Annotated in this window: 10 protein-coding genes; 6 read left to right on the top strand and 4 right to left on the bottom strand. The window is 73.1% G+C overall.

Annotated features, from left to right (window positions below; translation table 11 throughout):
- Positions 1 to 8 precede the first annotated feature (8 nt).
- The 3 genes from V9U70_RS16965 to V9U70_RS16955 all read left to right on the top strand — a co-directional run bounded on the left by V9U70_RS16965 (position 9) and on the right by V9U70_RS16955 (position 5,273).
- The gene (locus V9U70_RS16965) at positions 9 to 1,010 is read left to right on the top strand and encodes a TIGR03842 family LLM class F420-dependent oxidoreductase (protein ID WP_336676150.1); all 1,002 of its coding nucleotides are present in this window, start codon (positions 9 to 11) and stop codon (positions 1,008 to 1,010) included.
- A 429-nt stretch (positions 1,011 to 1,439) separates the two neighbouring features.
- Positions 1,440 to 2,915 carry an amidase gene (locus V9U70_RS16960; RefSeq protein WP_336676149.1) on the top strand — a complete coding sequence of 492 codons (1,476 nt, stop codon included), beginning with the start codon at positions 1,440 to 1,442 and terminating at the stop codon, positions 2,913 to 2,915.
- A gap of 135 nt (positions 2,916 to 3,050) precedes the next feature.
- Positions 3,051 to 5,273, top strand: coding sequence for an NADP-dependent isocitrate dehydrogenase (locus tag V9U70_RS16955; RefSeq protein ID WP_336676148.1), 2,223 nt, complete (start codon positions 3,051 to 3,053; stop codon positions 5,271 to 5,273).
- Positions 5,274 to 5,404: 131 nt separating this feature from the next.
- On the opposite strand, the gene V9U70_RS16950 is transcribed toward V9U70_RS16955, so the two are convergent.
- Positions 5,405 to 6,469 carry a lipoate-protein ligase LplAB gene (locus V9U70_RS16950; protein ID WP_336676146.1) on the bottom strand — a complete coding sequence of 355 codons (1,065 nt, stop codon included), beginning with the start codon at positions 6,467 to 6,469 and terminating at the stop codon, positions 5,405 to 5,407.
- Positions 6,470 to 6,652: 183 nt separating this feature from the next.
- On the opposite strand from V9U70_RS16950, the gene cobF reads away from it, so the two are divergent.
- The gene (gene cobF / locus V9U70_RS16945) at positions 6,653 to 7,507 is read left to right on the top strand and encodes a precorrin-6A synthase (deacetylating) (protein WP_336676145.1); all 855 of its coding nucleotides are present in this window, start codon (positions 6,653 to 6,655) and stop codon (positions 7,505 to 7,507) included.
- Between the two features lie 225 nt (positions 7,508 to 7,732).
- Here cobF and V9U70_RS16940 read toward each other — a convergent pair whose 3' ends face one another.
- Complete coding sequence (locus V9U70_RS16940) at positions 7,733 to 7,930, bottom strand: hypothetical protein (protein ID WP_336676143.1); 198 nt, start codon at positions 7,928 to 7,930, stop codon at positions 7,733 to 7,735.
- A 355-nt stretch (positions 7,931 to 8,285) separates the two neighbouring features.
- On the opposite strand from V9U70_RS16940, the gene V9U70_RS16935 reads away from it, so the two are divergent.
- Positions 8,286 to 9,251: an immunity 49 family protein gene (locus V9U70_RS16935; protein WP_336676141.1), complete on the top strand. Its 966-nt coding sequence runs from the start codon at positions 8,286 to 8,288 to the stop codon at positions 9,249 to 9,251.
- Positions 9,252 to 9,552: 301 nt separating this feature from the next.
- The gene (locus tag V9U70_RS16930) at positions 9,553 to 10,944 is read left to right on the top strand and encodes a lysine N(6)-hydroxylase/L-ornithine N(5)-oxygenase family protein (protein ID WP_336676140.1); all 1,392 of its coding nucleotides are present in this window, start codon (positions 9,553 to 9,555) and stop codon (positions 10,942 to 10,944) included.
- Between the two features lie 134 nt (positions 10,945 to 11,078).
- Here V9U70_RS16930 and V9U70_RS16925 read toward each other — a convergent pair whose 3' ends face one another.
- A complete protein-coding gene (locus V9U70_RS16925; protein WP_336673359.1) occupies positions 11,079 to 12,041 on the bottom strand; it encodes an electron transfer flavoprotein subunit alpha/FixB family protein in 963 nt (320 codons plus the stop codon).
- A gap of 147 nt (positions 12,042 to 12,188) precedes the next feature.
- Positions 12,189 to 12,974: an electron transfer flavoprotein subunit beta/FixA family protein gene (locus tag V9U70_RS16920; RefSeq protein WP_336673358.1), complete on the bottom strand. Its 786-nt coding sequence runs from the start codon at positions 12,972 to 12,974 to the stop codon at positions 12,189 to 12,191.
- Positions 12,975 to 12,986 lie beyond the last annotated feature (12 nt).

Raw genomic sequence — 12,986 nt, 5'->3', positions numbered from 1 at the left:
ACCCCGCCATGGACTTCGGACTCGTCCTCCAGACCGACCCGCCCGCGTCCGCCGTCGTCGGCCTGATGCGGCGCGCCGAGCGCAACGGCTTCCGCTACGGCTGGACCTTCGACTCGGCGGTGCTCTGGCAGGAGCCGTTCGTCATCTACAGCCGCATCCTGGAGCACACCGAGCGGATGGTGGTCGGCCCTATGGTCACCAACCCGTCGACCCGCACCTGGGAGGTCACCGCCTCCACCTTCGCCACCCTCAACGACATGTACGGCAACCGCACCGTCTGCGGTATCGGGCGCGGCGACTCCGCGAGGCGCGTCGCGGGCCGCCGGCCCAACACCCTGGCCCGCCTCGGGGAGGCCATCGACGTCATCCGGGACCTCGCCGAAGGCCGGGAGACCGCGGTCGACGGGCAGCCGGTGCGCATTCCCTGGGTCGAGGGCGGGCGGCTGCCGGTGTGGATGGCGGCCTACGGGCCCAGAGCGCTCGCCCTGGCGGGGCGGAAGGCGGACGGAGTGATCCTCCAACTCGCCGACCCCTTCCTCACCGAGTGGATGATCAAAGCGGTACGGGACGCGGCGGCCGACGCGGGCCGGGACCCCGACTCCGTCACCGTCTGCGTCGCCGCCCCGGCCTACGTCGGCGACGACCTCGGCCACGCCCGCGAGCAGTGCCGGTGGTTCGGCGGGATGGTCGGCAACCACGTCGCGGACCTGGTCGCCCGCTACGGTGAGCACTCCGGCCTGGTCCCCGAAGCGCTCACCGCGTACATCGCCGGGCGCTCCGGCTACGACTACAGCCACCACGGGCGCGCCGGCAACCCGGACACCGCCTTCGTCCCGGACGAGATCGTGGACCGGTTCTGTCTGCTGGGCCCCGCCGACGCGCACATCGAGAAGCTGCGGGCCCTGCGGGCGCTGGGCGTCGACCAGTTCGCGCTGTACGCCATGCACGACGCCCGCGAGGCGACCATCGACGCGTATGGGAGCGAGGTCATCCCGGCCCTGACCGGCTGACCCCTCCGCCCGGCCCGGGGGCCCGGCCCGACAGGGACGGGCCCCCGGGCCGGGCGGGGGCCCGTGAGGGCGAGGACGGTGGCCGCCGCGCCCGCTCGGGCGGCCCAGCCCACTGCCCGGCGCTCGGCGCCGGCATCGGCGAGATCCACGTCCGCCTGTGACCGCCGGGCCGTGGCCGCGGTCGCACGGCCCGGCGGTCATCGCAGGGACGCCCGGGCGATGCCCGGCCCCGGCCCGGACGTGAACCACCGGCCGCCCGGACCTCCGATTCGGGGCGCGCCGCCCGGACGGTGCGGTGCCCGGCGCGCCCGGGGCCGGCCCGCCGGAACGCTTGAGCGTGCCGCCGCCTCTCGTTACCCTCCAGTAAGTACGCGGGGTCGCAGCCGGGACGACCGGCCGCCCCGCACCCACGAGGGAGGCGGCACGCCCATGTCCTCAGCGGAGTCCACCGAACGGACCGGCCCGTCCCCCGAGCCCCGCGCCGGACGGGCCCCCCGCCCCGCCCCCGCGCCGATGCCCGGACTCACGGAGAGCGTGCGCAAGCTCGCCGACTCCTCCACCACCTCCACCGCACTCGTCGCCGACGCGCTCGCCCGCATCGAGGCGACCCGGCCCACCCTGAACGCCTTCCGCCACCTGCGCGCCGAAGCGGCCCTCGCCGAAGCCGCAGAGGCGGACCGCAGGCTGGCGGAGGGGGAGCGGCTGCCGCTTCTCGGCGTGCCGGTGGCCGTCAAGGACGACACCGATGTGGCCGGCCTGCCCACGCACTTCGGGTGCGGCGGCGAGCTGCCGCCGGCCGATGCCGACAGCGAGGCGGTCCGCCGCCTGCGCGCGGCGGGGGCCGTGGTCGTCGGCAAGACCAACTCCTGCGAACTGGGCCAGTGGCCGTTCACCGAGGGCCCCGCCTTCGGCGCCACCCGCAACCCCTGGAACACCGCCCACACCCCGGGCGGATCGTCCGGTGGATCGGCGGCGGCCGTCGCCGCCGGGCTCGTCCCCGCCGCGCTCGGCTCTGACGGCGCCGGGTCGGTGCGCATCCCCGCGGCCTGGACCCACCTCGTCGGCATCAAACCCCAGCGCGGCCGGGTCTCGGTCCACCCGTACAGCGACGCGTTCCAGGGACTCGCGGTCAACGGTCCCCTCGCCCGCACGGTCGCCGACGCCGCCCTGCTCCTGGACGCGGTCGCCGGGGCGCACCCGGACGACCCCCACCGGCCGCCCGCCATCCGGGCCGTCGAGGCCTCCCGCCGAGACCCGGGCCGGCTGCGCATCGCCCTCGCCTGGCGGCCCCCGCTCACCCTCACTGGCGCGGCCCCGGACCCCGAGGTGCGCCGGGCCGTCACCGACCTGGCCGAAGCCCTCGCCCGGCTCGGCCACCACGTCGAGGAGGCCCGCCCCCGGTACGGGCTGATCGGCCTCGCCTTCGTCCCCCGCGCCACGGCCGGGATCGCCGAATGCGCGGCCCGCCACCCGGACCCGGCCCTGCTCGACCCGCGCACCCGCAGCGCCCTGCGGACCGGGACCCGCCTCGGCGGCCGGGCGGTCAGGGCCGCCCGCGCCCGTGAGGTGCGCCAGCACCGCAGGATCGGAGCGTTCTTCGACGTCTCCGGGTTCGATGTGCTCCTCACCCCGACCACGGCCGCCCCGCCGCCCCGCATCGGCCGGTTCGACGGCCTCAGCGCCTGGCGCACCGACCTCGCGATGACGGCCGCCTGTCCGTACGCCTGGCCCTGGAACGTCCTGGGATGGCCCGGCGTCAACGTCCCGGCAGGCTTCACCCGCGCCGGGCTCCCCGTCGGCGCGCAGCTACTGGGCCCGTCCCGCAGCGAGGAGCGGCTGATCGCACTCGCCGCACAGCTGGAGGACGACCGGCGCTGGTTCGAGCACCGGCCACCGGCCCCGTGACAGCACGGGGCCCCCGCCGCTCCCGCGCCCGTTCCCGTCCTGGCCGGGAAGCCGCGCGGGGGCCTTGTGGAGCCCCGGGCGGCGAGGAGATATCTTGATGTCAAGCAATGTTGCAGACGTGGAGCGGAGCACCCGGTGACTGACTCGACCATCATCTATACGCACACCGACGAGGCCCCTGCCCTGGCGACCTACTCGTTCCTGCCCGTCGTCGAGGCCTACGCCTCGACCGCAGGCGTCACGGTGGAGCGCCGTGACATCTCCCTCGCGGGGCGGATCATCGCCAGTTTCCCGGAGCGGCTGAAGGCCGAGCAGCGTATCGACGACGCACTCGCCGAGCTGGGCGAGCTGGCCCGGACGCCCGGCGCGAACATCATCAAGCTGCCGAACATCTCGGCGTCCATCCCGCAGCTCAAGGCCGCGATCGCCGAGCTCCAGGAGCAGGGGTACGCCCTTCCGGACTACCCGGACGACCCGCGGACCGATGAGGACAAGGACGTCCGCGCCCGTTACGACAAGGTCAAGGGCAGCGCCGTGAACCCGGTGCTGCGCGAGGGCAACTCCGACCGCCGCGCCCCCGCGTCCGTCAAGAACTACGCCAAGGCCCACCCGCACCGCATGGGCGCCTGGTCGGCCGACTCGAAGACGAACGTCGCCACCATGGGCGTCGACGACTTCCGCTCCACGGAGAAGTCCGTGGTCGTCCCCGAGGACGGCTCGCTCCGCATCGAACTGCACGGCGACGACGGCGCCACCACGGTGCTGCGCGAGTCCGTACCCGTCCTGAAGGGCGAGGTCGTCGACGCGGCCGTCATGCGCGTCGCCGCGCTGCGCGAGTTCTTCACCGCGCAGGTCGCCCGCGCCAAGGCCGAGGGCGTGCTGTTCTCCGTGCACCTCAAGGCCACCATGATGAAGGTCTCCGACCCGATCATCTTCGGCCACGCGGTCCGCGCCTTCTTCCCGAACACCTTCGCCAAGTACGGCGATGTGCTCACCGCCGCGGGGCTGACCCCCAACGACGGCCTGGGCGGCATCCTCAAGGGCCTGGGATCGGTGCCGGACGTGGGCGCCGAGATCCAGGCGTCCTTCGAGGCCGAGCTCGCCGAGGGCCCCGCCCTCGCGATGGTCGACTCCGACCGGGGCATCACCAACCTGCACGTCCCCAGCGACGTCATCGTGGACGCCTCCATGCCCGCGATGATCCGCACCTCGGGTCACATGTGGGGCCCCGACGGCGAGGAGGCCGACACCATCGCCGTCCTGCCGGACAGCAGCTACGCCGGCGTCTACCAGGTCGTCATCGACGACTGCCGCGCCAACGGCGCCTTCGACCCGTCGACCATGGGCTCGGTGCCCAACGTCGGCCTGATGGCGCAGAAGGCCGAGGAGTACGGCAGCCACGACAAGACCTTCGAGATCCCCGCCACCGGCACCGTTCGCGTCGTCGACACGAACGGCACCGCCGTGCTGGAGCAGGCCGTCGGCGCCGGCGACATCTTCCGGATGTGCCAGACCAAGGACGCGCCGATCCAGGACTGGGTCAGGCTCGCCGTCACCCGCGCCCGCGCGACCGGCAGCCCCGCCGTGTTCTGGCTGGACGAGGGCCGCGCGCACGACGCCCACCTCATCGCCAAGGTCAACGCCTACCTCGCCGACCACGACACAGACGGCCTGGACATCTCCATCCGCACGCCGGAGGAGGCCACGGCCTTCTCCCTGGAGCGCATCCGCCGCGGTGAGGACACCATCTCCGTCACCGGCAACGTGCTGCGTGACTACCTCACCGACCTCTTCCCGATCCTGGAGCTCGGCACCAGCGCGAAGATGCTCTCCGTCGTCCCGCTGATGAACGGCGGCGGCCTGTTCGAGACGGGTGCGGGCGGCTCGGCCCCCAAGCACGTGCAGCAGCTGGTCAAGGAGAACTACCTGCGCTGGGACAGCCTGGGCGAGTTCCTCGCGCTGGCCGTCAGCTTCGAGCACCTCGCCACCACCACGGACAACGCGCGGGCCAAGGTCCTCGCCGCCACCCTGGACCGGGCGACCGGGACCTTCCTCAACGAGGACAAGTCCCCGAGCCGCCGCCTCGGCGGCATCGACAACCGGGGCAGCCACTTCTACCTGGCGCTCTACTGGGCCCAGGAGCTGGCGCGGCAGACCGACGACGCCAAGCTCGCGGAGGCGTTCGGCCCGCTCGCCAGGACGCTGGCCGAGCAGGAGGACACCATCGTCGCCGAGCTGGCCGCGGTGCAGGGCTCGCCGGCCGAGATCGGCGGCTACTACCAGCCCGACGCGGCCAAGGCGGCCGCGATCATGCGCCCGTCCGCCACGTTCAACCAGGCGATCGCGAGCCTCGCCTGATCCCACGGACGCCAGGCGCCGGCCCGCAGCCGACGCCCTCGCGTCCGTTGTCCCGCCCCGGCCGGCCCCGTGCCCGCCGGGGCGGTTCGCGTCCCCCAAGCCGCGGGCCCCGGGCGCCCGCCGGGCCCGCCCTACGGCACCCGGGCCGTCCACTCGGGCGCGGCGAACTTGGTGCGCACGAGCTCCTCCGCGCGGGCCAGCTCGGCGTCCGTCACATGGCCCGCGGCGAGGCCGTGGCGCTTGCGGAACGACGCGATCATGCGCTCGATCACGGCCTGACGGGGCAGCCCCGTCTGCCGCCGCAGCGGGTCGACGCGCTTCTTCGCGGACCGGGTGCCCTTGTCGGACATCTTCTCCTTGCCGATCCGCAGGACCTCCAGCATCTTGTCCGCGTCGATGTCGTACGCCATGGTCACGTGGTGGAGCACGGCCCCCGGCCCTCCGTCAGGCCCGACCATCCGCTTCTGCGCCGCGCCCGCGATCTTGCCGACCTCGGTGGCGATGTCGTTCAGCGGCTGGTACCAGGCCTTGATGCCCATGTCGGCGAGAGCCTCCAGCACCCAGTCGTCCAGATAGGCGTAACTGTCGGCGAACGACAGCCCGGAGACCAGGGACTGCGGGACGGCCAGCGAGTAGGTGATGGTGCTGCTCGGCTCGGCGAACATCGCGCCGCCCCCCGAGATCCGGCGCACGACGTTCACGCCGTGGCGCTCGACGCCGGCCGGGTCGACCTCGTTGCGCAGCGACTGGAAGCTGCCGATGATCACGGCGGGGGAGTCCCACTCCCAGACCCGCAGCGTCGGCGGACGCCGCCCGGCGGCCACCTCGGCGGTGATGACCTCGTCCAGCGCCATGTGCAGCGCGGGCGACTGCGGTGCGTCGTGGATCAGCTGCCAGTCGTAGTCGCTCCACTCCGTCGCCTGCGCCAGAGCGCGGCGTACGGCGATGGCGACGCCCTCCGCGCTGAGCCCGAACATCACCGCGGAGTCGGGAAGCGCAGCCTCGATCCGGGCCGCCAGCCCGGCCGTGTCGGTGTTGGCCGGTGCGCCCTCCAACGCGGCGTCGATCGCCAGGATCGCCTCGTCCGGTTCGAGGAAGAAGTCCCCGGCGACACGGACACCGCGCAGGGCCCCGCCCCCGACGTCCAGGTCCACCACGATCAGCTTGCCGCCGGGAACCTTGTACTCACCGTGCACAGCCTGCCTCCAGCTCCAGTCCGCGAGCCCGGTTCGGGGATGAGCCGGACACCATCGCCCATAACGCGCATGGGGCCGCCGTTCATCCCTGCCGGGGCTCGCGCCCCGACCGTGGCCGGAAGCGGCGCCGCACGCCGCGTCCTCAGGAAGAATCGCTGCCATGCTTCAGGAAGGAACGCCGATATGAGCGACACACCGCGGCACATCCTCGTCATCGGCATGGGCGCCGGCGACCCCGACCACCTGACCCTCGCCGCCGTGAAGGCGATGCGCCGGACCGAGGTGTTCTTCGTTCTCGGCAAGGGCCCGGAGAAGGAGTCGCTGACCCGGCTGCGGAGGGACATCCTCGACGCCCACCTCACCGGCCCCTATCGGGTCGTGGAGGCCACGGACCCGTGGCGCGACCGTACGCAGGAGGACGGCGCGCGCTATGCCTCTGCGGTGCGCGACTGGCGCCACCGGCGCGCCGACCTCTGCGAGCGGCTGATCTCCGAGGAGCTGGAGCCGGGGCAGTGCGGCGCCTTCCTGGTGTGGGGCGACCCGTCCCTGTACGACAGCACGCTCGCCGTCCTGGAGGACATCCGGCGCCGCGGCGCCGTGGCGTTCGACCACGAGGTGATCCCGGGCATCAGCAGCGTCTCCGCCCTCGCCGCCCGCCACCGCGTCACCCTGAACCGGGTCGGCCGCCCCATCCACATCACGCCCGGCAGACGGCTCGCAGAGGGCTTCCCCCAGGACGACGGCGACATCGTCGTGATGCTCGACGGCCACGAGAGCTTCACCCACCTCACGGGGCGGGGCCTGTGGATTCACTGGGGCGCGTACATCGGCACCCCCGACGAGCTCCTGGTCTCCGGCCCGCTCGACGAGGTCGCCGGCCGGATCAGCCGACTGCGCGCGGAGGCCCGCGCGCGGCACGGCTGGATCATGGACACCTACCTGCTGCGCCGCCGGCCGGAGAGCGAGCCGGGCACGGGGAGCGCCGGGGGCCCCGCGCGGCACGGAGCAGACGGCGCGCACGGAGGCGGTGACAGCTGACGGGCCGCGGCCGACGCGGACCGGAGCCGCACGGCCGGTCACGGCCCGCCCGCGGACCGCGACCGGGCGAACGGTCCGGCCGAGCGGACCCGGTCCGCCCGGGGCGCGCCCGCTCGGCCGGCGGGGCCGTGGTCCGCGCGTGGCCCCGGCCACGCGCGCTTCCCGGCCCGCGCCGCGGCGCGGGCGGCCACCGCCGCCGCGCCTCGTCGTCGGGCCGGCCGGAGGTCAGCTCCGGGATTCGTGGGCCCGGATCACTTTGAGCCCGTGTCCCAGGCTCGGGCACTCGGCGCTCAGGTCGTTGCCCCGCACCAGATAGTCGTGCACCCGCCCGTCCGCGGGTCGCTCCACCGCCCGGTACAAGGTGCCGTTCACGGTGATCGTCCAGTCGTCGCCGTCCTGGGCCCACCCGACTGTCTTCTTCATACAGCGCATCCCTCGGTCGTCGCCGCCGTGGGTCGGCGGCCGTGTATTGGCAAGAACAACGGCCTGTGAAGCTCAGTGGTTCCGCCCCGACTACGCCGTTCGGTTACATCTGGGTCACCGCCCCCGCATATTGGAGACGGACGACCTGACCGGGCGTCGGGAAGCACATGACGACCAGTCGAACGGGGGCGGAACTCGGCCGGGTCCGCCGACGGTCCCACTGTGCCGCCGCCCGACGGACGGCCGGTCCGGGCGGCCTCCCCGGGAGGCTGCCCGGACCACCGCCGCCGCAGGGCGATGTCCGAGCCCGCTGCTAACGTGCGCCTTCGTTGGAATGAGCGAAAGGACGACTGACGTGCGGGAAGTGACGTGCCATGAGGTCGGCGCCCCGCGCCTGAACGAGGCGCTGGAAGGCATCGGCCCGCGGACCGTGGGGCGGTGGCACACGATGCGCTACGACGACGCCTCGCCCGAGCGGCTGCGGGAGACGGGCGACGAGCTGCTCGACCATGTCGCCGCCCGTGCCGGGGAAGGACGCCCGCTCGACGGCCCGGCACGTGCGGCACTGCGGACGGCGGCGGAGTGCGCCCTGGGAATCCTGAGTGTCGGCTGCTTCCCCGACGGCGACCAGGAGATCCTCTTCCCGCTCATCGGCGAGAGCCTCAGCAGCGAGGACATAGCCTTCGGCGATGTCGTCGCCTGCGGAGGCGGGCGGGCCCCCTCGGCCGCAACATGGCTCGACGCCTTCGCGACCTGCCTGGTCAGCGGGCTCGTGTGGGACTGGCAGCGGGTGATCGGCCTCCTGCTGAGGAGCGACTACGCGCCCGCCCTCCACGACGGGGTCCCCTATACGAAACCGGAGTCGGTCTCCCACCCGGTGGACCTCGCCGCGATGGACGCTCTGTGCCGCTATCTGACCGAAGCCGAGGGGCATCTGCCCCGGGACTGGCCGACTGTGCCGTTGTGCAAGCCCGACGCCGGCGAACGCGCCGGCGCGGCCGAGAAGCTGGACGCCGCAGGCCCCCTGGCAGCCGACCGGCGACTCCTGCGCGTTCTCCTCGACGACGACCAGCACGCCTTCGAGGAGGCGTTGGCGGCCCGGCTCGTCGAGCACCGCGAGGGCGCGGGCCCCGACCCCGCGCCGAGGACGCTCCTGCCGCTCGGCGCCCTCGCCCTGGCGGCCCTCGCCGTCCAGGTGCACGGCTGGGACCTCGGCGTGCGCTCCGGCTATCTGCCGCCCGACCTGCTGGGAACCCCCGATGCGCTGTCGCGGGCCGCGGAAGGGGGACCCAACACCCTGGGCGGCTGGTACGCGAAGTAGCGGCCGTCGCCAGGCGCCGCGCGGCCGCTGCCCGGAAGCAGCGGCCGGGCCCCGGCGGAGGGCCGAACGGGCTGCCTGAACAGCCGCGCGCGGAGCGCGCCGGGGAACAGGCGGGACGCGCCGTGCGGAGCGGGGGCCCAGCCGGGGGACGGGAGTCCGGGGGCCGATGACCGGCACGCCGGACCGGACAGTCCCCCTCGTCGGGAGAGTTAGGTTAGCCTCACCAGCGAATCGCCGGTGGAGGGCCGTTCTGCGACCGGCGACACCCCTGCGCACCCGTGACCCCTGCCGGAGGAACCCGATGACGCCCGGACCGCGCACGCCGCCCCTCGACCTGCTGGGGGTGGGCGCAGGGCCCTTCAACCTGTCGCTCGCCGCACTCGCCGACGGCGTGCCCGGCCTGCGCAGCCTCTTCTACGAACAGCGTGCCGCCTTCCACTGGCACCCCGGCCTGCTGATCGAGGGAGCGACTCTCCAAGTACCCTTCCTGGCCGACCTGGTGAGCCTGGTCGAGCCCACCAGCCCCTGGTCCTTCCTCCATTACCTCAAGACCCGGCGCCGGCTGTTCCCCTTCTACTTCGCCGAGCGCCTGCACCTCCACCGCTCCGAGTTCGACGACTACCTCCGCTGGGCCAGTGCCGAACTCCCCTCCACGCGCTTCGGCCACCGCGTCGACACCGTGGCCTGGGACACCGGACAGGGCGCGTTCACCGTGGAGTTCAGCCGCCTCGGCCCCGAAGGCGATACGCTCTCGACCGGCCTCGCCCACGCCCGCCACCTCGCCCTCGGCGTCGGGACCGCCCCGCACGTGCCCGGACCGCTGCGGGACCTGGTCCGGGACCCGGCGGCTCTTGTGCTGCACTCCGCGGACTACCTCGGCCGACGGGACCGGCTGCTGGCCGCCCGGCACATCACCGTCGTCGGGTCCGGCCAGTCGGGGGCCGAAATCCTGCTGGACCTGCTGCGCTCCCGGCCCGACGGAGCGGAAGGCCTCACCTGGCTGGCCCGTACCCCGGCGTTCGCCCCGATGGAGTACAGCAAGATCGGACTGGAGCAGTTCACCCCCGACTACACCCGCTACTTCCACTCGCTCCCGCAGGCGACCCGGGACCGGCTCCTGCCCCGACAGTGGCAGCTCTACAAGGGGGTCAGCGCGGAGACCCTCGGAGACATCCACGACGAGCTGTACCGGCGCAGCCTCGGCGGTGGCTGGCCCGACGTGACGCTCACCCCCGGCATCGAGGTCACCGGCGCGAAGGTCACCGACACCGGACGCGTCGAACTGCGCGTGGAACACGGCCAGCAGCAGTCCCGGGGCCGGCTCACCACCGACGCGGTCGTTCTCGCCACCGGATACCGGGAGCGCCCCGTGGACCGGCTGCTCGCCGCGCTCGACCCGTACGTCGTCCGTGACGACGCCGGGCGTGCGCAGGTCGACGAGGCCCAACGGCTCGTCCTCGCACCGGAGATCGGGGGCTCCGTCTTCGTGCAGAACGCCGAGCGGCACACCCACGGCGTGGGGGTACCCGACCTGGGGCTGGCCGCCTGGCGCTCAGCGGTGATCGTCAACGCGCTCACGGGCAAGGAGACGTACCTCCTTCCCGACCGGACCGCCTTCACCGCCTTCGGCCTCGCCGGACACGCCCGCGGCCGGCGCGACCACCCCTCCGGGGCCGTCGACGGGCGGGGGTGACCAGCCGCCGGCCGTGCCCTCTGGGCGCCATGCGTCTGGGGGGTGTGCGTCAATGGTGGCCTGGTGCGGCGCTGGGCCGCGCGGTGGGGTTCACCGTGCGGCCCAGGGCGAGGGTGGTGCGAGGGGGTGCGGGGTCAGCCCTTGCGGGTGTTGATCTCCTCGGTGAGCTGGGGGACGACGGTGAACAGGTCGCCGACGACGCCGTAGTCGACGAGGTCGAAGATCGGGGCCTCGGCGTCCTTGTTGATCGCGACGATGGTCTTGGAGGTCTGCATCCCGGCCCGGTGCTGGATCGCGCCGGAGATCCCCGAGGCGATGTACAGCTGCGGGGAGACGGACTTGCCGGTCTGCCCGACCTGGCTGGTGTGCGGGTACCAGCCCGCGTCCACCGCCGCGCGCGAAGCGCCCACCGCCGCGCCCAGACTGTCGGCGAGCGCCTCGATCAGCGGGAAGTTCTCCGCACCGTTGACCCCCCGCCCGCCGGACACCACGATCGCGGCCTCGGTCAGCTCCGGGCGCCCCGTGGACTCCCGCGGCGTACGCGAGGTGACCTTCGTGCCCCTGGCCGCGTCACCGAACGACACCGCCAGCTCCTCCACCGCACCGGCCGCCGCGGCCGGCTCCACCGGCGCCGAGTTCGGCTTGACCGTGATCACCGGCACCCCCCGCGAGACACGGGACCTCGTCGTGAACGAAGCCGCGAACGCCGACTGCGTGGCGACCGGACCCTGCTCACCGGCCTCCAGATCCGTGGCATCGGTGATCACACCCGACCCCACCCGCAACGCCAGACGCGCCGCGACCTCCTTGCCCTCGGCCGACGACGCCACCAGCACCGCCACCGGAGCCACCACCCCGAAAGCAGCCTGCAGCGCGTCCACCTTCGGCACCACCAGATACTCCCCGAACTCCGCGGCCTCCGCCACCAGAACCCGCACCGCACCGTGCTCACCCAGCACCCCGGCGGTCTCCCGCGCCCCCGCACCCAGCGCCACCGCCACCGGATCACCGACCCGACGGGCCAGCGTCAGCAGCTCCAGGGTCGGCTTGCGCACCGCACCGTCCACATGATCGACCAGAACCAGAACTTCAGCCATGACAACGCACTCCAGACAGAGAAGACACAGGAAGACAAGACACAACCGCACACACACCCGCACCCGGCCACCCCACCCACACCGGCGCCGAACCGGGCACGGACACCGGAACAGACCCCGACACGGACACGGGAACAGGCCCGGGCACTAGATGAACTTCTGGCCCGCGAGGAACTCCGCGAGCTGCCGGCCGCCCTCGCCCTCGTCCGTCACGACCGTGCCCGCCGTACGCGCCGGACGCTCCACGGCCGAGTCCACCGCCGTCCACGCACCCGCCAGACCCACCTCACCGGCCTCCAGACCCAGATCCTCCAGATCCAGCGACTCCACCGGCTTCTTCTTCGCCGCCATGATCCCCTTGAACGACGGGTAACGAGCCTCACCGGACTGATCGGTCACCGACACCACCGCCGGCAACGACGCCTCCAGCAACTCCGTCGCCGTGTCACCGTCACGCCGCCCCGTCACCACACCCCCCGCCACCGCGACCTCCGACACCAACGTCACCTGCGGAACACCCAGACGCTCCGCGAGCAGAGCCGGAAGCACCCCCATCACCCCGTCCGTGGAAGCCATCCCACAGACCACCAGGTCATACCCGCTCTTCTCCACCGCCTTCGCCAGCACCAGCGACGTCCCCATCACATCACTGCCGTGCACAGCACCGTCCTCGACGTGAACCGCCTTGTCCGCCCCCATCGACAACGCCTTGCGCAACGCGTCCCTGGCATCCTCCGGACCCACCGTCACCACGGTGACCTCCGCACCGTCCGCCCCGTCCGCGATCTGCAACGCCTGCTCGACCGCGTACTCGTCCAGCTCCGACAACAGACCGTCCACATCCTCACGGTCCAACGTCAGGTCATCGGCGAAACGCCGGTCACCGGTCGCGTCGGGCACGTACTTCACACAGACAACGATCCTCAAGCTCACGCCGGCTCTCCT

It is taken from the genome of Streptomyces pratensis, assembly GCF_037137275.1.
Lineage (GTDB): Bacteria > Actinomycetota > Actinomycetes > Streptomycetales > Streptomycetaceae > Streptomyces > Streptomyces pratensis_B.
The sequence above is the reverse complement of the archived record's forward strand: the minus strand, read 5'-3'. Positions and strand labels throughout refer to the sequence as shown.

What these genes read in the sequence shown, in the direction of transcription:
- cobF (WP_336676145.1), top strand. Translation starts at nt 6,653, where the DNA reads ATGAGCGACACACCGCGGCACATCCTCGTCATCGGCATGGGCGCCGGC.
- V9U70_RS16965 (WP_336676150.1), top strand. Translation starts at nt 9, where the DNA reads ATGGACTTCGGACTCGTCCTCCAGACCGACCCGCCCGCGTCCGCCGTC.
- V9U70_RS16930 (WP_336676140.1), top strand. Translation starts at nt 9,553, where the DNA reads ATGACGCCCGGACCGCGCACGCCGCCCCTCGACCTGCTGGGGGTGGGC.
- V9U70_RS16925 (WP_336673359.1), bottom strand. Translation starts at nt 12,041, where the DNA reads ATGGCTGAAGTTCTGGTTCTGGTCGATCATGTGGACGGTGCGGTGCGC.
- V9U70_RS16940 (WP_336676143.1), bottom strand. Translation starts at nt 7,930, where the DNA reads ATGAAGAAGACAGTCGGGTGGGCCCAGGACGGCGACGACTGGACGATC.
- V9U70_RS16960 (WP_336676149.1), top strand. Translation starts at nt 1,440, where the DNA reads ATGTCCTCAGCGGAGTCCACCGAACGGACCGGCCCGTCCCCCGAGCCC.